Raw genomic sequence first — 19,615 nt, 5'->3', positions numbered from 1 at the left:
TAAAAAAAGCCCCGTATAAACGGGGCTAGATTATTGCGTTATTGGCGCGCTAATTCAATTTAAATTTAACAGCGACAATTCACGGAGTGCCACCGAGAACTTGGCAAACTCATGCACTGAGCCCACTTTGAACTCATCAACAATGCTCTGCCAGCGGCCGAGGATCACCACGTGCTCATCCATCCATTGCGCTAATCCTGTCTCAGCATCTTGATCATCCGCCATTTCAGACACAATATGAGCGGTGAGTAAGCGTTGTTGCCAATCCAGATCTTCACGGAAAGACGCACGGGCCAAGGCTTGCCAGTGGTTATCCACGGGTTGATTGTTGATTTGTTTCAAGAACCAGTGCAGTGACAGGCCATCCCCTAGCACGTAATACAAGCGCGCCACCAGCTCAAACGGCTTATTCAGCTGCTCTGACACCTGAGCTAAGTCTAAGCCAGAGAACACGCTAGTGAGACGACAGACTCTATTGGCCAGTGCATCCGGCACCCCAGCTTGTCGCAATGTCTCCGCCTGTTGGTCATGCTCTTTGATTTCACTCTCAACCAGATACTTGTCCAAGTGCTCAACCAAGTTTTGCAGCGCGGGGCGATAAAAGGCCACTTGTGCCTCGATGCTCTCCCCTTTACGTTTGTTGCGTAACATCCATCGCGTTGCGCGACGTAACATCCGACGGCAACGGAACAAGATATCGTATTGCACCTTAGCATTGACCTGATTATCTAGCGCTCGGACATCATCAAATAATTGTTCAAAGCCAAACACATCACGCGCGATAGCATACGATTTGGCAATCTCACTGACACTTGCGCCGGTTTCATCTTGCATACGCGTAATGAAATTAAAGCCCATGTCGTTCGACATCTGGTTCGCCAACGCCGTCGCAATGATCTCGCCGCGAAGTGGATGGGATTCCATTTCTTGGCGATAGTGACGCTGTAACTCTTTCGGGAAGTAACTGGGAAGTAGCTGGCCAAAGTGTGCATCTTGCGTCACTTCGTCGACCACCAGTTGCTCTTTGAGCACCATCTTCCCGTACGCCACCAGCACGGCAATTTCTGGGCGCGTTAGGCCCGTGCCACGCAGATTACGCTCAGACAAGGTCTCATCATCCGGCAAATATTCAAGTGCGCGATCCAGCTTGCCCTCTTTTTCAAGATAATGAATAAAGCGGATCTGCTCTTTTAATAACGCAGCTTGCTGATTGTGAGTAACCGAAATCGACTCACTCTGACTGTACGCATCTTCAAGCACGATATCCGACACTTCATCTTCCATCCGCTCTAGTAGCTCGTTGCGTTTTTTCATGGTCAAGTCGCCAGCGGCCACCAGCCCATTGAGCAAGATCTTGATATTGACTTCGTTATCGGAACAATCGACCCCACCAACGTTGTCGATAAAGTCGGTATTGACGCGACCGCCTTTGAGCGCATATTCGATCCGCCCCAGTTGCGTCATTCCTAAGTTGCCCCCCTCACCGATAATGCGGGCGCCAATTTCGTTACCATTAACACGCAATCCGTCATTGGCGCGATCACCAACAGAGGTGTGGGTTTCATCAGACGACTTCACATAGGTCCCGATCCCACCATTCCAAAGCAGATCCACTTTGGCTTTTAAGATCTGCTTAATCAGATCATTCGGTGCCATTGACTGCTTGCGTGTCCCAAGCAGTTTTTGTATCTCTGGCGTTAAAGTAATCGACTTGGCGCGGCGAGAGAATATCCCCCCACCTTTGGAAATCAACTTGCTGTCATAGTCTTCCCAGCTTGAGCGCGGCAGGTTGAAAAGCCGCTGTCGCTCTTTCCAACTTTTTGCAGCATCTGGCTCAGGGTCAATAAAGATATGCATGTGGTTAAACGCAGCCACCAAGCGAATATGTTTAGACAGCAACATGCCGTTACCAAACACATCACCGCCCATATCGCCAATCCCCACACAGGTAAAATCTGTGGTTTGACAGTTGATATCAATTTCGCGGAAATGACGTTTCACTGACTCCCATGCACCGGCTGCGGTAATCCCCATCTTCTTGTGGTCATAACCGTTGGAACCACCCGACGCGAACGCATCGCCCAGCCAAAAGTCATATTGTGCGGAAACACTGTTAGCAAGGTCAGAGAATGTCGCCGTCCCTTTATCCGCCGCTACCACTAGATAGGCATCGTCTTCGTCATGACGGACAACGTGTCGCGGCGGTGTCAGGGTACCTTCCACGATATTATCGGTAATGTCGAGCAACCCTTGGATGAAGATCCGATAGCAGCGCTTCCCTTCTGCGAAAATCGCATCGCGACCGGAAAGCTGATGTTGGCGCTTGCAGACAAATCCACCTTTCGCCCCAACAGGCACAATCACGGTGTTTTTCACCTGCTGCGCTTTGACAAGACCAAGCACCTCGGTACGGAAATCTTCTTGCCGATCCGACCAACGGAGCCCGCCACGAGCCACCTTACCACCGCGTAAATGCACCCCTTCAACATCAGGGGAATACACGAAGATCTCGAAGGCCGGAACAGGCTTGGGCATATCCGGGATTTCAGAGGCCTCGAGTTTTAACGAGAGATAAGGCTTGTCTTGGCCATTATCCGGATCTTTTTGGAAGAAGTTGGTCCGTGTGGTCGCCAACATGATGTCCATGTAGCGACGAATAATACGGTCATCATCAAGGCTCTCAACATTATCGAGCGCTTCTTCGATATCATTGATAATGGCGTCTTGCGCGCGCTTGGTTTGCTTACCCGCTGGATCAAAGCGCGTATTGAACAGTTTTACCAAGAAGCTGGCAAGCTGAGAGTGTGACGCCAACGTCTCTTCTATATAGGCTTGACTAAATGGAAAGCCAATTTGACGCATATAACGCGCATAAGCACGTAAAATCGTTACTTCTCGTCCCGACAACCCAGCATTGAGCACCAAGCGATTAAAGCCATCGTTGTCCAAACGGCCATGCCAAATATCGGCAAAGGCATGTTGGAAACGATCTCGGGCATTACCAAGATCAAACGCCGAACCGGCACTGTGCAACATGGAGAAATCAAGGATCCAGTATGTATCCCCTTGGCTAGTTGCCACCTCATAAGGCGACTCACCAATCACTCTCAGCCCGAGGTTTTCCAACATCGGCATCACATCAGACAGATGAATAGGCTCGCCCTTTTGGAACAACTTGAGGCTAATCGCGTTGGATTGATGGCTCACCTCTTGAGGACGGTAAAGCAACATGTCGAGCTTATTATCATCACTGAGACCTTCAAGGCGCTCGATGTCAGCAACGGCGGAGCCCGGGAGCATGGCTTCCTTGTACGAACGTGGAAACGCGCGCAAATAGCGTTTGGCGATTGGCGTACCTCGGTTTTCACCAAAGTTAGCAATCACCGCCTCTTGCAGGCGATCGTCCCACGACGACGCTGCCTCTGTTAGGTTTTGTTCGATCTTCTTCACATCAATATCGAAATTGTTGTTTTCTACTCGGACGATATAGTGCGTCCGTGCCAAGGGGCTTTCCGAGAAGAAAGTGGTAAATTCTACCGTCTGATCGGAACCAAAGTATTGCTGGAGAATACGCTGGGTTTGACGACGGAACTCGGTGTTGTAGCGCTCACGAGTGATATACACCATGCACGAGAAAAAACGCCCAAATGGATCGCGACGGACAAACACTCGCAACATGTCGCGATCTTGCATCTGCACCACGCCCATCCCAACGTCGCGCATTTCGTCTTCCGTCGCTTGGAACAACTCATCACGCGGATAGTTTTCCAAAATATTCGCTAATGCTTTCCACGAGTGAGATTCACGATAAAAACCACTGTTATCGAGAATACGACGTACTTTATTTCGCAGGACAGGAATACTTGCCGTGGATTGGTTATAGGCAGATGATGCGTAAAGGCCCGTGAAACGGTGTTCGCCAATCACATTCCCTTGTTTATCGAACTTTTTAATGCCGATGTAATCCACATAAGCCGGACGGTGAACTCGCGATTTAGCGTTACTTTTTGTGAGCACCAGTAGCTCTTTTTTCAACGCTTCAGCACGGGCGGACTCTGGCATTTCTGACAAGCTGAGTACCGCGGGCGATTTATGTTTTTTCGCCAAGCCAAGCGCATTGCAGTCTGTGCTTGCTCGCAGTTCATAATCCCCTTCAACAGGCACTAAATCAAAACACTTGTACCCCATAAAGGTAAAGTTGTTGTCAGTAATCCAACTCAAAAACTCGATCGCTTCTTGCCGACGCTCGTCATCAATCGGCAACGGTGTGTCTTTCAATTCCGACACCAACTCAAGCATCTGCTCACGCATCGGCTTCCAATCGTTCACCACCATCACCACATCCGTTAAGGTTTCAGACAGCTCAGCCTCAAGTGCCGCCATCTCTGACTCATCGGACATTTTGTCAATTTCGATATGGAACGTGCTTTGGAACTTGCCATTATCATCACCAATGGCAATCACATCACCCTGCTCATTCTTTTGTGATTTTATTGGGGTGTTAAGCATTAAGTGGGTGGTGATCCCCAAACGGTTGAGCGCCATACGCACCGAATCAACCAAGAAAGGGGCGTCAGGTGCCAAGATCTCGACAATGGTGTGGGTTGACTGCCACCCATTGCCACTAAGGCTGGGGTTAAAGACTTTTACAAAGACTTGATCTTGTTCAAAGGTGTTGAGGTGGTGCCACAAACTCATCACAGCACCGTAGAGATCTGACTCATTGCGTTCCTGCAAATCATCATCAGAGATTTGACCCAATATCCTTTTGGCTAATGCATCGACAAGTGGTTGTTGAGTTTCATCGAGTTTATCGGCAATCAACTGATAAACCTTCTCAAGTAACACAGGTACTATAGGGTCACGCGAGGTCATTCTGGAGCTCCGTTGTCCTTTTTAGAACATTATCGTTGTGAGTATTCAGAGGTAAACATTGCGTTAACAAACGCACTGTCTAGTGTAAGGCTTGGCAGATAAAAACGTTATAGATAAACGGCTGGATTTACGCGAATTTCGCCAGAATGTGACTGGTGTGGCTATTTAAACAGAAGAATTGATGAGGCTTTACTCGCGTATCACTAGGCTACCCGCATTAACGACTGGAACTTGTGGTTGGCGTCTGTCACCAGTTTAAAACGCCCGCGTATACCCAGGTGTGATAAGAAAGGACGAAAACGAGAAGCCGGGATCTGAAGACGCAGCCCCTGATCGGATGTCACCACCACATTGGCCGCGGCACCACTGTAATAGTGTTGATACTCTGAGTAAGCAATGTAAACGTTAAAATAGTACTCCATCTCTTCCGCTCAACCTATCACCGTGACACCGCAAACCAATCAACCATCGAAAACAAAAAGCCGCCCAAGGTGGACGGCTTTTCACACTTGTTAACGCTTGGCTGATTTTATCCCAAATCGTTTCTTACTGCTCAAGTGTTTTTTCTACTTTTTCATAAAGATCCGCTGCTAAGTTATCCATATCGGCCAACTCTTGCAATATCTGGCGCATTTGCTGCTGGCGATCGCGATCGTAATGGGCAAGCTTGAGCATAGGATCAATCAATCGAGACGCCACCTGCGGGTTAGATTGGTTGAGTATCACTAAGATCTCTTTCAAAAACCGATAGCCGCTACCGTCTTTAGCGTGGAAACGCGCAGGGTTTCGGTTGCAAAAAGCGCCCACTAAGCTGCGAACACGGTTGGGGTTTTTAAGGGTAAAGGCCGGATGGTCCATTTGCACTCTAACTTGGTCAAGCGCATTGTCTGCTGGGTTTGCCCCTTGCAGCATAAACCATTTGTCCATTACCAGCCCATCATGCTGCCATTTATCACTGAAATCTTTCATCAGTGGTTCACGGCACGGCAATTGCGCATTGTTGGCGGCATTCAATGCTGCCATGGTGTCAGTCATATTATTCGCAGCATGGTAATGACGCTCAACATGCGTATTGCCGTTTTCCGTATGGGCGAGATAGCTCAAGCAGGTATTGCGCAACGCGCGCTCACCGATAGCTTTATGAGTGATCTGATATTCAGGCTGCGCATACTGGCGGTATACCGCATCAAACTCATCAACCATATGATCGGCAAACTGCTGCTTGAACGCCGCCATCACCTGGTGAATAGCATCAACGTCAACGGTATCAAACCACCCTGCCACTTCGGTTTCACTTGGAAGATTAAGTACTTCTGCAATCAAAGCCGGATCCGTGTTGTCACTAAGGAGTACGCCACGGAACGCATCAATCACAGACAGAGGCACATCAATAGGCTGCTCGTTCTGTACCCGTGCGACGTTCGCTTTAATATGCTTAGCCAGTAGGCTCTGACCCGCATCCCACCGCGCAAAGTCATTACGCGCATGTTGCAATAAGAAGGCTAATTCATCATCTTGATAATCGTGATCAAGCTTCACCGGCGCCGAGAACTCGCGCAGTAGTGATAGCACAGGTTGCTCGTCCACCTCATCAAAAATAAAGGTTTGCTCTGTCTCCGTTACCGCGAGCACATTGGAGACGCTCTCACCGTGACGCTGTAACTTAATCACACTGCCATCACGACGATACAGCTCGATATCCAATGGGATGTAAAGCGGCAACTTCTCCTGTTGATCCGCCGTTGGCGGGGTGTGCTGAGAAACATGCAGTGCTAATTGTTTGCTATCAGGATCATACGTCGACGACACGCTGAGCACTGGCGTTCCCGACTGGCTATACCAACGACGGAACTGGGTCAAATCAATCCCAGAGGCATCCTCCATCGCTTGAACAAAATCATCACAGGTTGCCGCGGTACCATCATGGCGCTCAAAGTAAAGCTTAACCCCTTTTTGGAAGCCTGCTTCACCCAAAATAGTATGCATCATGCGGATAACTTCGCTGCCCTTCTCATACACCGTCAGGGTGTAAAAGTTATTCATCTCGATCACCTTCTCTGGCCGAATCGGATGAGACATGGGGCTGGCATCTTCAGCAAACTGCGGGCCACGCATAATACGTGCGTTATTGATACGATTAACCGAGCGCGAGCCTAAATCTGACGAAAACTCTTGGTCTCGGAATACCGTTAGCCCTTCTTTGAGGCTCAGTTGGAACCAATCACGGCATGTCACTCGGTTCCCCGTCCAGTTATGGAAGTACTCATGACCAATGACCGCTTCGATGCCAAGATAATCGGTATCGGTGGCGGTTTCTGCGTTTGCCAATACGTACTTGGAGTTAAAGATGTTTAAGCCTTTATTCTCCATGGCGCCCATGTTGAAAAAATCAACGGCGACGATCATGTAGATGTCTAGATCGTACTCAAGATCAAAGCGATCCTCGTCCCATTTCATTGCGTTTTTGAGTGACGTCATCGCGTGATCGGCACGATCCAAGTTGCCTTTATCAACAAAAATCTCCAACGCCACATCTCGGCCAGATCGTGTGACAAACGTATCGCGTAACACATCAAAATCGCCACCAACCAGCGCAAATAGGTAGCTGGGCTTGGCGTAAGGGTCATGCCATTCTACCCAGTGGCGGCCACCTTCCAATTCACCCGACGCGATCTTATTACCATTACTGAGTAAGTACGGATAATTTGCTTTATCCGCAATCACTTTGGTGGTAAAGCGCGCTAACACATCGGGACGGTCGAGATAATAAGTGATTCGGCGAAACCCTTCCGCTTCACACTGGGTGCAGTACGCCCCGCCTGAGATATAGAGCCCCTCTAAAGCAGTATTGTTTTCCGGGTCAAGCTGAGTTTGTACGGTTAACGTAAACGCTTCAGGAACGTCTCGGATAATCAATTTACCCGCTTCTTCACTATAAGCCGTCCAAGGGTCGCCGTTGATGTCTAGGCGCACTAACGTCAATGCGTCACCGTCTAGTTCGAGATCCGTCGCGTCATTATTCAGGCGTTTTACCTGACTGACGGCAGTGACCAGGGTGTTGTTCGGATGGAGATCAAACTCAAGATTGATGTCCGTAATAGTGAAATCCGGTGCACGGTAATCATCACGGTATTTGGCGGTGGGTTGTTGAGACATGTCGTTTCCTTTTTATCGAGTGTACCTCAGCCAACGAACTGTATTCATTCGCCCAAGGGCGATTTTGCATGCCATACCTTACCGCGGCTTGGCATCGATGACTATAGATTTAACAGTTTGTTATCAAATGTTTGCGTTTACATTCAATAAATGCCGCATAATGTCAACGAAGCCTGCCAATCCCAACGGAAATATAATGTGACGACGGTTAAATTTTATAAAAATTGCGGTACTATGACGCTCATTTCGTTTTGTAACCCGTAAGGCGTTCACCACGCATGCACAATCCGATCATTACATCACTTTTGGATACTGATGCTTATAAAATCAATATGCAGCAAGCAGTATTCCATCATTATCCTGATGTCCACGTTACCGCTGACTTTTACTGCCGCAGTGATGAAGACCTCTCCTACCTATGTGAACAAGTGGTGGATCATGTCCACCATCTCGCGACATTACGGTTTCGTGAAGACGAGCTCAGCTATCTGGACTCGCTAGGTCTGTATCAAGCAGACTTTCTCGCCTTTTTGTCAGGTTTTCAATTCGATCCTGACCAGGTCACTGTTGGTATCGAAGACGGTCAATTGGCGATTCATATCGCCGGCCCCTGGCACGAGGTGATTCTCTGGGAAGTACCCCTACTGGCGATTATTTGTGAGTTGAGAAATCGCGCCTGCTACCCTCATCACACGGTCAATGACGCGCTCACGCGTCTTGATGATAAACTTGTGCATCTGCCCAAAGATGGCTTTGCGGATGGGTTTCAGCTGGTGGACTTTGGCACACGACGACGGTTTTCACGCGAGGTGCACCAAGCGGTAGTGACACGACTGCACGACGTCTATCCGCCTTTAAAAGGCACCTCTAACGTGTGGCTAGCGAAACAGCTAGGGCTCCCGCCTGTCGGCACCCAAGCACATGAGTGGTTTCAGGCCCATCAGCAGCTTGCCGGCCAGTTAGCTGACTCTCAGCAGCTTGCGTTACAAGTCTGGCTACAAGAATATCCCGATAGCCTCGGGATAGCGTTAACCGATTGCATCAACATGGATGCCTTTTTACAGGACTTTGACCGTTCACTTTGCCATGCCTTTAGCGGCTTGCGTCATGACAGTGGTGACCCGATTGCGTGGGGTGAAAAGGCGATCGCGCATTATCGGGAGCATGGCATTGATCCCAAAGATAAGACGCTGGTCTTCTCCGATAGCCTCACGCTGGCGAAGGCTGTGCACATCTATCAATACTTTGCCGACAAAGCCACGACCTCATTTGGTATTGGCACGCAGTTGACCTGTGATCTGCCCAATGTGAAAACCCTCAATGTGGTGATCAAACTTACCACCTGCCAAGGGAAACCTGTCGCCAAAATTTCTGATGAACCTAACAAAGCCATTTGTAAAGATGAGGCGCACCTCTCTGCACTAAAAGCCGCGTTCAAGTTACCGGACTAAACCGTTGTCGGACGAGACGCTTCACACCTACAGAGAGGGCCGGTTAATTACCGGCCCTTTTTAATCTCGACTTCTTCTACTGATATAGCCACCACCGCTAACGTTGGCGTTGTAACACCGCCTCCATACCAAACACCTCATTGGTTAAGCGTAAGGTATCTGAGGCGAGTTGGTACTGGGACGAATGGCGTCCTTGTTCATAAATAAGCATCAGGTTGTCACCTTCAACCAAATACACCCCGCGGTGAGTAATGGAGCGGCCATCGTTGCCACGCACCTGCATCGCGAACAGAAAGTCTGGGCGAAGTTTCAGCGACACACCATCCACCACTTCACTCACATCTTCCCCTTCAATACGGTTTGAACGCCATACACCGGAGAGATCCTCCGGCAGCAGTTTGGTAAAAACCGCCCCCTGAAGCTGCAACTGGTTGTGATTCAACTGGTAGGCATGCACTTGATCCGCCCCCTGCCCATCGTACAACCGTAATGCTTGATGGTTCACCGTATATCTGCCGGCCGCCGTTTCAAGTTGCCCGTCACGACGCAGCATATCAATACGAAATTCATAATGAGAATTAAACGAAAGGTTAATGGCTTTATAAGGATGACGAGCCTCTGACTCTTCCTCAGCACTAAACCAATACCATTGACCAAGCAGTAACGGGACGTCAAATCGCGCTAAGTCGTCACCGTGTACTGGCAACGCCATCACTAAGGCCACAAAAGCACCCAATAAGCAACGCATACCTTCCCCCTTATTGGCAGTGATGCTCTACCAATAAGGTTAGACGGACTTCTCAGTTTTATGCAGTTTTTTGAGCAAGATCTCGTTTCATGTTGAGTGACACCGTCTCGTCGTCACCATAATGTCATAAAAAAAGCCTAGGCGAATGGCCTAGGCTTGGGGTGACTCGGACAATGCCGACCTGCTACCTAACGGTTGGCAGAAAGAAGATTAGCCAAATCTTTTGTGATGCTCGCGGCCTCATCTAAGTATGCATCTGGCTCTTCGTAATCTTTAGGCACATCATCGAGCGTTTTAAAGGGGGGCTCTCCCAATGCTTCCTGGCGCGTATTCAACCGCGCTAAACGCGCTTCGTCTTCCCGATCCATGTCTTTACGACGTTCTTCTTCGTTCAAAGAAATCGTATTTTTATCTTTCTCTTCTTGGTAACGGGCAATATCTTGGCGAATGAAGTCGAATTCACGATCGTCTTTGATCCGAGCTTTGTGCCTTTCGCCCAGCGTGCTTACCAGCGACGAAGGCAGCGATCTTGGTTGATAATCCGCTTTTTCAATCCGATCCCAAGGAAGCGCATTCTCCTCGACACTCTCACCGGTTTCATCCGGTGTGACGGGAGAAGGAAAGACAATGTCTGGTACCACACCTTTGTTCTGGGTACTACCACCGCTAATCCGGTAGAACTTCTGGATAGTGTATTGCACGTAACCCAGCGGTTTGTCGAACAAGTCATAAATATGGTTGAGCGAACGGTGCTGCTGTACGGTTCCTTTACCAAAAGATTGCTCACCAAGCACGACCGCGCGATCGTAGTCTTGCATTGCCGCGGCAAAGATCTCAGACGCTGACGCACTATAGCGATTGATTAATACCGTCATCGGCCCGTCGTAGAAACGTTTGCCGTCCGTATCACTGTTCACTTTCACTCGCCCATAGCTGTCTCTGACTTGTACAATGGGGCCTTTCTCAATAAACAAGCCACTGAGCGCAGTTGCTTCACTCAGTGCACCACCACCGTTATTGCGTAAGTCGACAACGATGCCGCTGATCCCCTTTTCTTTAAGGTTGGCGATCTCTTTTTTGGTGTCATCGGCCAGCCCGACGTAAAACCCGGGGACCGTCAGTACGCCGATTTTTTCGTCACCACGCTCAATCACGTCAGATTTTACCGCGCGATCTTCTAGGCGTATTTTGTCACGGGTGAGAGTGACGTTGTAACTCTTAGCGTTCGCCCCTTCGGGCAAGATCTTGAGTTTCACTTCACTGCCTTTAGGGCCTTTAATCAGCTCGACCACATCGTCCAATCGCCAGCCAATCACATCAACAACCGCCTCGTCTTCTTGGCCCACGCCAATAATACGGTCGCCAGGTGAAAGCTGTTTGGACTTAGATGCCGGGCCACCGGCGACGAGGGAACGAATCACTGTGTATTCGTTTTTCACTTGTAACACCGCCCCTATTCCTTCGAGGGACAAGTTCATTTCCGACTGGAATTGCTCGGCATTACGTGGTGATAGGTAGCTGGTGTGTGGGTCAACTTCACGCGCAAAGGCATTCATGTAGACCTGAAACACATCTTCGCTGTGACTTTGGGTTAAACGCTTCAATGCGCTGTTATAACGCTTGCCCAAAGTCTCTCGGATTTCTTCATCCTCTTTCCCCGTCAAACGTAGGTTCAAGGCATCGTTTTTAACCCGTTTATCCCAGATGGCATCCAGTTCGGCTTCGTCAGCCGCCCAAGGCCGCTCCGTCCGATCTAGCACCATGCTTTCGTCAGCAGAAAAATCAAAGGGCTTGTCCAACACGCGCAGCGCGTACTGATAACGCTCAAAGCGTTTTTTCAGCACATGATTGTAAATCGCATAGGCTGCTTGTGTATCACCTTCTTTAAGCTGGTCATCTAAACGCGTTTTCCAGCGTGATAGACGTTCGACATCACCTTGGGTTAAAAACACACGGTTATAATCCAGTGTTTCCAAATAACGATCAAAAATCGCCGCTGAGAAGGCATCGTCGAGCGCGAACTGCTTATAGTGGGATCGAGTGAAACGAGAAGTTACACGCTTGGAAGCGGTTTCGTGTTGAGGTTCAGCGGACAGTGAAGGGAGTTCACTGAGTTGAAAATTGGCTTCTACGGCCTGGGCAGAGGCTGCCAGCATCAAGCTGGCAGCGATAGCCGAAACGCGGCGTCGACAAAACATGCGTCGAGGAGTCTCCTTTAGGCGCTGAGGTGCTCCGCTTTTACTAACATGGTTAACCCGTTAGTCAGGCGAACACGCACCTCATCCTTGTTAATTTCAACAATGGTCGCTGGCAGGTTACCGTTGCCCATGTTCACATTCACGTCTTTACCTACGACAACGTCGTTGGCGTTGAGTTCGCGACGTGGCTCACTCTCTTTCTTAGTCATTTTAGCGGGCTTTGGTTTACTCGTACGGCCTTTCGCTGATTGCGCAGCCGCCTTTTTGCCTTTTGGTGCGGTTTTACCCGCATTTTTCGCCTGGCCTTCTGACTTTTTCGCTTGTTGCTGCTTACGACGCTCTGCCGCACGCGCTTTGCTTTCTGACAAGGTCTGCGCAGCATGGTCGATATGCTCTTGCTCAAGCTCGCCACACGCATTGCCATCAAGGTCAACGCGTGACGCCCCTGGTTTCACGCTGTGCAGATAACGCCAGGAAGACGTGTACTGACGAAGCGCAGCGCGCAATTGGGTTTTGCTTACCTTGGGATCGCCTTCAAGACGTGTCGCAAGATCTTGAAAAATACCAATTTTTAACGGCTTGGCTTCGCCTTCAACAGTAAAACATTTAGGGAAACGTTCAGCAATGTAGGCAATGACTTCTTTGCTGTTCGCGAGCTTTTCAGTATTTTCCATGTTTTTTCCTGGCCTGCTGCGAGAAACCACAGCAGCGTATCTACGTGTATTTAAGTATGAAAGTGGTGCGTATTATAGATACCTGATATGAAAAAACTACCAAGATTGGCGAAATCACAAGTGTTTTTGCATTTCTTTGACCAAAGTAGCCAGTCCATGTTCATCTTCTTGGTCAAAGCGACCGATACTTGGACTATCAATATCCAGTACTGCCTGTAATTGGCCATTGACCCGAACAGGCACCACAATTTCCGAGTTACTCGCCGCGTCACACGCGATATGTCCTTCAAAGGCGTGAACATCTTCTACTCGCATCACGGTATCTTGGCGATAGGCCGCCCCACATACCCCTTTGTCATAAGGGATACGTACACAGGCTGGTTGGCCTTGAAACGGGCCGAGCACTAACTCTGCGCCTTCGTCGAGATAGAAACCCACCCAGTTAATATCTTCAAGCTGGCTATTGAGTAACGCACTTATATTCGCCAGTTTTGCAATAAGGTTGGGTTCCCCTTCGCATAACGCAACCGCTTGTTGGGTTAACAAACGGTAAAAATCAGCTTTGTTTTCCATAAATCACTGCATCTCAAACAACAAGACCATTACAATAGAAATAATCCAAAGACTTTTCAATTGAGTATCACTATTTATGATCACCTGGCGCTGGCTTCTTGACCAAGCTCGACCCCATCGCACTCGGCTTATTTGGGCCAATGTGGTAGCCATTGCGGCCACCTTGGTCAGTGTGCCTATTCCGTTACTCATGCCATTATTGGTCGATGAGGTATTGCTAGACAAGCCAGACTGGGGGCTTGCGGTACTCAACACCCTGCTCCCAACGAGCTGGCAGCATGCGGCCGTCTATATCGCCGCTGTGTTGGTGATTGTCGTGTTGATGCGTGTGATTAGCCAGGGACTCAATATTTTACAAAGCCGCCAGTTCACGCTCGTCGGCAAAGCGATTACCTACAAGATTCGCCAACACTTGATTGCCAAGCTCGGGCGGATCAGTATGCGTGAATACGAATTACGCGGGAGTGGCGGCCTTACCTCTCACCTTGTCACCGATGTCGAAACCATCGATAAGTTTATTGGTACCACACTAAGCAAGTTTATTATTGGTCTGTTGACGGTGACTGGCACCGCGGTTGTCCTACTTTGGATTGATTGGCGACTCGGCCTGTTCATCTTGCTAATTAATCCCATTGTCGTGGCATTAAGCCGCACCCTTGGCCAACGGGTTAAGCATCTTAAAACAGAAGAAAACCAATCTTTTGAGCGTTTCCAGCAACGTCTCGTGGATACGTTAGACGGCTTGTATCAACTTCGTGCCGCCAATCGAGAGCGTGAATATTTACGTCAACTTGACCACAGTGCCAGTGAAATTAAAGACAGTGCTGACAAGTATGCCTGGCAGTCAGAAGCCGCAGGACGTTTATCATTTTTGATGTTCTTGATCGGTTTTGAGCTGTTTCGCGCCGTGGCCATGGGCATGGTCTTTTTCAGCGATTTGTCGATTGGTCTGATGTTTGCGGTATTTGGCTATTTGTGGTTTATGCTCGGCCCGGTCCAAGAGCTGCTCGGGATCCAATTTGCTTGGTACAGTGCTAAAGCCGCAATGACACGTATTAATGAGGTTTTACAACTGGCCGAAGAGCCGCGTCGGCCCGCGGGCATTGATCCCAGTCGTATCGCCACCCACGCACAGGACTCGGGCTTAACGGTCGAAATTGATAACCTATGCTTCTCTTACGATGAGGATAAATCGGTACTCAATGGTTTAAGCATGGATATCCCTGCCGGCCAGCGTGTCGCATTAGTCGGTGCCAGTGGCGGCGGAAAATCAACCCTCATTCAGTTGCTGTTAGGACTGTATCCGGTAGAACAAGGGGATATACGCTTTAACGGCCACTCGATTAATCATGTCGACATGGATGCCCTCCGTCATCAAATTGCCGTGGTATTGCAACAGCCTGTACTGTTTAATGATACGTTGAGAAATAACTTATGCTTGGGGCGTCATCTCGCTGACACCGCGCTTTGGCAAGCTATCGAGCACGCCCAATTGGGGGATGTGGTAACACAGCTCACCGACGGACTCGATACACCGCTTGGACGCCAAGGGATCCGTTTATCTGGCGGTCAGCGACAACGCGTGGCGATTGCACGCATGCTACTGAGTGACCCTAAACTGGTTATCTTAGATGAAGCCACGTCAGCGCTAGATACGGCCACTGAGCGCGCGCTGCACCAAGCAATGCAAACATTTTTGGCGGGACGGACAACCCTTATCGTTGCTCACCGTCTCTCGGCAGTTAAAGAAGCCGATCTGATTTATGTGTTGGATGAAGGACAAGTGACCCAACAAGGCACGCACACAGAGCTTGTTAATGCGCCCGGGGTCTATCAAACCTTGTATGGGCCAATACAACAGGCGGCGGGAAAGTAGACCATGACACAATCACCAGACAAACCGTGGGCGACGTCTCCACCTTTAACGAGGTGTTCGGGGTGCGATCTGGTGTTACAACCGTGCCAAACAGGCTCCGATCACCTAGCGATCTGTCCACGCTGCACCACCAAGCTCGCACACGGACGGCGGCTATCTTTTAATGGGGAAATAGCCTTAGCGCTGACGATTTTGGTGCTGTTTCTGCCCGCTCACCTTCTGCCACTCCTTTCCATCGATTTACTGGGAAAAACCATCACCACATCCGTGCTTACCGGTGCCGAGATACTTTGGTCTTCATTTCCATTTGTCGCCAGCCTCGTCATATTCTGTGCGTCATTCGCACCGCTTTTATTTACCTGTGCCTTATTGGTGCTGCACCTCTCTCGACGCCGACAATCTATCCGATGGTTTCGTCCAGCGGTGCGCGTGATTGCGCACAGCCGCCACTGGGTGATGGCGGATGTTTTAATGGTTAGCTTAGCCATCGCCTGTTTTAAAATCCAAGATTACGCCACCCTGCACTTTTCCGTAGGGCTTGCCTGCTATGCGACGATACAAATCTTGCTATCGGTTTTACTGGTGCGGGTCAATACGCAAAGATATTGGGATGCGTTTGCACAGCCAACGCCGCTGCCCAATAATGCGCCACTGGTGCGCTGCGACCACTGTGGGCTGACTCAAACCGTCAAGCAAGACACTCGATGCCACCGATGCCACCAAGTGCTTCATCCTCGTCTGATACGCAGCGAACAAAAAACCTGGGCCTGTTTGATCACCGCGACCATTTTTCTGTTTCCGGCCAACCTGTTCCCAATCTCCATTTTGTTCTCCAACGGCATTCGACTTGAAGACACCATTTTTTCTGGGGTCGCGAGTCTGATTAATAATGGGATGCCAGGCATCGCTGCGATCATTTTTACTGCCAGTATCGTCGTGCCCGTTGCAAAGATACTAGGGCTAAGTTTGATATTAATAAGCTTACGGTGCACTACCGCCATCACACCACGTCAACATATGTGGCTATACCGAGGCGTGAAATGGATTGGAAAGTGGTCGATGATGGATTTATTCGTGATTGCGTTTATGGTCGCCTTAGTCGATCGTGGTCGCATTATGGACTTTATGCCTGGACCGGGTGCCATTGCATTCGGCTTGGTCGTGGTATTAACCATGCTTGCCACTGAATTTCTGGATACGCGTTTGATATGGGATCATCATGAGCGACAAACAAGACATACCCTCACCGATCGTTAAAAGCAGCTATGGCTTGTCTCCTCTATGGATACTGCCTGTATTAGCCTTATTGATGGCCGCTTGGCTGCTATTTCAATCCATCAGTGAAGCGGGGCAGCGGATTCAAATTGTGTTTAGCGATGCGCAAGGATTAGAAGCTGGCCAAACCACGATCCGTTACCAAGGATTAGAAGTGGGGAAGGTGCGCAATATTACACTCGCGGATGACTTGGACGGCATTTATGTTGATGCCAATATCTATCCAGAAGCAACACAACTGCTCACCAGTGGCACCGAGTTCTGGCTTGTGAAACCACGCGCCTCAATCACTGGCATCAGCGGCCTCGAAACCTTGGTCTCAGGCAACTATATTGCCTTACAACCGGGTAGCGGCGACCCCAGCCTATCCTTTGTTGCGCGTGACGAACCACCGACAGACATCGCCGATAAAGCCGGCACAACGGTCAAGCTACACGCACCGACATTAGGATCACTCAATGTCGGCTCGCCGATTTACTATCGGAAAATTCGTGTCGGCGAAATTTACAGTTACCGGCTTGATCAAGATTCGCAAGGGGTGACGCTCTCCGCGTTAATTGAGCCGCCATTCTCGCATTTACTCAAACAAGACTCACGCTTTTGGTCCATCAGTGGTGTAACAGCCAATGTTGATGTGTCTGGTGTTGACGTGCAGCTCGAGAGTGTGGCGAGCTTGATTGCCGGTGGCATTGCATTCGACTCCCCGAAAGCAAGCCCAACACTTGAAGAAGGTCGCCCTTTCCAGCTTTATCAAAGCCTTTCACAGGCTGCACGCGGTCAATCGATACAAATAGCGCTCCCTGAACAACATGGGCTGCCCGGCGCGGGGACGAAGATCACCTATCAAGGGTTAGAAATCGGTGAAATTACCCATATTGACATCGACGCACAGCAACAGCAGCCTGTCGCGACCGCGCACATTGACCCCAGCATGACCTGGCTGCTCAACCAAGACACCTATTTTCAGATAGAACAGCCACAAATTGGTTTTGATGGACTAAAGAACCTGGGGAATTTAGTCCTCGGCAACTACTTGGCGATCCAGCCTGGTTCGGCAGATGCTGATCCCGCGATGCCTGACGATATCTTTACTGCCCGCACTTGGCACCAACAGCAAAAGCAACTGGCCAATGCCCTCACGGTCACCTTAACCGCAGACGATGCCTACGGCTTAACTCCCCACACCAAAGTATTACATCGTGGCATTCAAGTGGGTTTTATCGACCGTGTCGGGCTTAACGAAAGTGACACTGTCACTTTGAAGCTGCTCATTTACCCAGAATACCGCCATTTGGTGAAGCAACAATCGCAGTTTTTTATTCTCGGTGGGATCACGGGCGAGTTCAGTGGTGATGGTCTCAATGTGGTCGTGCCAGCGATGGAGCAAATTGCCGATCCGGCTTTAAGCTTTACCAGTGAAGGGGCAAAAGGCGTTAAGAAGACGTATCCACTGTACACCTCCCCTATCCAAGCGAAGCACGCCAAGCAAGATGCCCGCGGTGAAACACGCTTTACCTTAGTGGCGAGTCGTATGCCCGGTGTGAGCGAAGGCAGCCCGGTGATGTACCGTAACTTTGTGGTCGGCCACGTCGAAGGGTATCAGCTGAACGGCAACAGTGTGTCTATCGCCATCGCGGTGAATAATCGCTATAAGCATCTGATTAATCCGCAAACCGTATTTTGGAATCAATCTGGGCTGGATATCAAAGCTAACCTCAGCGGCGTCGAAATTAATACAGGCTCGTTGCGGTCACTGGTTAACGGCGGTATCGCGTTCGGCACCATGCCTGGCATCAGTAATCAACGAAACGGCGATTGGAAGCTTTATCCCTCAAAGCAAGACGCCGCCCAATACGGTGTTGATATCAGGCTAACGGTTGACCAGGCCAACGGGGTGAAAGTGGGCAGCGCGATCCGTTATCAAGGAGTCGATGTTGGCGAAGTGATCACCCTAAGCCCCGACTTCGACCACGAAAACGTGACCATTCAGGCTCGTCTCTACCCTGAATACAAAAATGCGCTTGCGCGCACCGGCAGCTATTTCTGGCTCACTCAACCTGTCCTCAGCCTCACTAAAACAGAGAACTTGGACTCACTATTTGGCACCTATATCTCGGTGGTCCCCGGCGAGGGTGACTTCACCCAACAATTCACTCTCCATGACTCGCCCAAATATCCAAAAGGGCTGACACTCATCCTGGAGAGTGACGCTCGCCACTCTATCGCCCCTGGCACACCCGTGTTACATCGCGATATAGAAGTGGGTATCGTCTCTAGCGTTAAATTAGGCGAGCTATCTGACCGAGTCATTTTCGAGCTACAAGTCGCGCCCCAGTATGCGCACCTGGTTCGTAAAAACACGGTATTTTGGAACGAGTCCGGGGTCGATGTATCCATCGGCCTGACAGGGGCGGATCTAAAAAGTGGCACCATTGATAGTTTGCTGAAAGGCGGTATTGCTTTCTCAACCCCAGACGATCAACCTTTGCAGCCGGTGGCCAATAATCATCGCCATTTCTTGTTGCACAGTGAGAGCAAAAAAGTATGGCGAGAATGGCGAACCGCTATTCCAACACCATAAACGCCGTACAAAGTGACCATCGATAGGCGCTTTAACAGCAAATCAGGGACCTTGGCTTACTCGCTAGGCCCCTGATAATACTGTTTATTCCACAAAGTCGTGTCACAAACTGGCAAGCCGTTATTGATAGACTACACTTTAGTAATCACAACCTAAATATTGGCATATGGCTCTTTGAGCCTTTTCCCTGAACCCGGAACAGGACGTT

11 protein-coding genes are annotated in these 19,615 nt (G+C 49.7%); 4 read left to right on the top strand and 7 right to left on the bottom strand.

Annotated features, from left to right (window positions below):
• Positions 1-54: 54 nt before the first annotated feature.
• The 3 genes from C7A19_RS02915 to pepN form a co-directional block, all read right to left on the bottom strand.
• Positions 55-4,875: an NAD-glutamate dehydrogenase gene (locus C7A19_RS02915; protein ID WP_116644114.1), complete on the bottom strand. Its 4,821-nt coding sequence runs from the start codon at positions 4,873-4,875 to the stop codon at positions 55-57.
• A gap of 203 nt (positions 4,876-5,078) precedes the next feature.
• A complete protein-coding gene (locus C7A19_RS02910; protein WP_069362421.1) occupies positions 5,079-5,297 on the bottom strand; it encodes a DUF2835 domain-containing protein in 219 nt (72 codons plus the stop codon).
• Positions 5,298-5,421: 124 nt separating this feature from the next.
• Entirely contained in the window at positions 5,422-8,031 is a 2,610-nt protein-coding gene (gene pepN, locus C7A19_RS02905; protein ID WP_116644113.1) for an aminopeptidase N, read from the bottom strand.
• A 278-nt stretch (positions 8,032-8,309) separates the two neighbouring features.
• On the opposite strand from pepN, the gene pncB reads away from it, so the two are divergent.
• Complete coding sequence (gene pncB / locus C7A19_RS02900; protein ID WP_116644112.1) at positions 8,310-9,482, top strand: nicotinate phosphoribosyltransferase; 1,173 nt, start codon at positions 8,310-8,312, stop codon at positions 9,480-9,482.
• Positions 9,483-9,579: 97 nt separating this feature from the next.
• On the opposite strand, the gene C7A19_RS02895 is transcribed toward pncB, so the two are convergent.
• From C7A19_RS02895 to C7A19_RS02880, 4 genes are all read right to left on the bottom strand, one after another.
• Positions 9,580-10,230 (bottom strand): hypothetical protein, encoded by a 651-nt coding sequence (locus C7A19_RS02895; protein WP_116644111.1) that lies wholly within the window; start codon positions 10,228-10,230, stop codon positions 9,580-9,582.
• Positions 10,231-10,418: 188 nt separating this feature from the next.
• On the bottom strand, positions 10,419-12,428 hold the full coding sequence (gene prc, locus C7A19_RS02890) for a carboxy terminal-processing peptidase (protein WP_077600007.1): 2,010 nt from the start codon (positions 12,426-12,428) through the stop codon (positions 10,419-10,421).
• Positions 12,429-12,445: 17 nt separating this feature from the next.
• Positions 12,446-13,102 (bottom strand): RNA chaperone ProQ, encoded by a 657-nt coding sequence (gene proQ, locus C7A19_RS02885; protein WP_069362426.1) that lies wholly within the window; start codon positions 13,100-13,102, stop codon positions 12,446-12,448.
• A gap of 114 nt (positions 13,103-13,216) precedes the next feature.
• Positions 13,217-13,675, bottom strand: coding sequence for a GAF domain-containing protein (locus tag C7A19_RS02880; RefSeq protein ID WP_077458723.1), 459 nt, complete (start codon positions 13,673-13,675; stop codon positions 13,217-13,219).
• A 76-nt stretch (positions 13,676-13,751) separates the two neighbouring features.
• On the opposite strand from C7A19_RS02880, the gene C7A19_RS02875 reads away from it, so the two are divergent.
• The 3 genes from C7A19_RS02875 to C7A19_RS02865 are packed head-to-tail and all read left to right on the top strand — an operon-like array spanning position 13,752 to position 19,407.
• A complete protein-coding gene (locus tag C7A19_RS02875) occupies positions 13,752-15,551 on the top strand; it encodes an ABC transporter ATP-binding protein (RefSeq protein ID WP_077486273.1) in 1,800 nt (599 codons plus the stop codon).
• 3 nt (positions 15,552-15,554) lie between these two features.
• Positions 15,555-16,808 carry a paraquat-inducible protein A gene (locus C7A19_RS02870; protein WP_077486274.1) on the top strand — a complete coding sequence of 418 codons (1,254 nt, stop codon included), beginning with the start codon at positions 15,555-15,557 and terminating at the stop codon, positions 16,806-16,808.
• Positions 16,771-19,407, top strand: a complete 2,637-nt coding sequence (locus tag C7A19_RS02865; RefSeq protein WP_077486275.1) for an MlaD family protein — start codon at positions 16,771-16,773, stop codon at positions 19,405-19,407. The genes C7A19_RS02870 and C7A19_RS02865 overlap by 38 nt, the downstream gene beginning before the upstream one ends.
• The last annotated feature ends 208 nt before the right edge of the window (positions 19,408-19,615 follow it).

This window comes from Salinivibrio sp. HTSP, from assembly GCF_003390965.1.
In the GTDB taxonomy this organism is placed as follows: domain Bacteria; phylum Pseudomonadota; class Gammaproteobacteria; order Enterobacterales; family Vibrionaceae; genus Salinivibrio; species Salinivibrio kushneri.
This window is presented reverse-complemented; position numbering and strand designations above follow the sequence as displayed.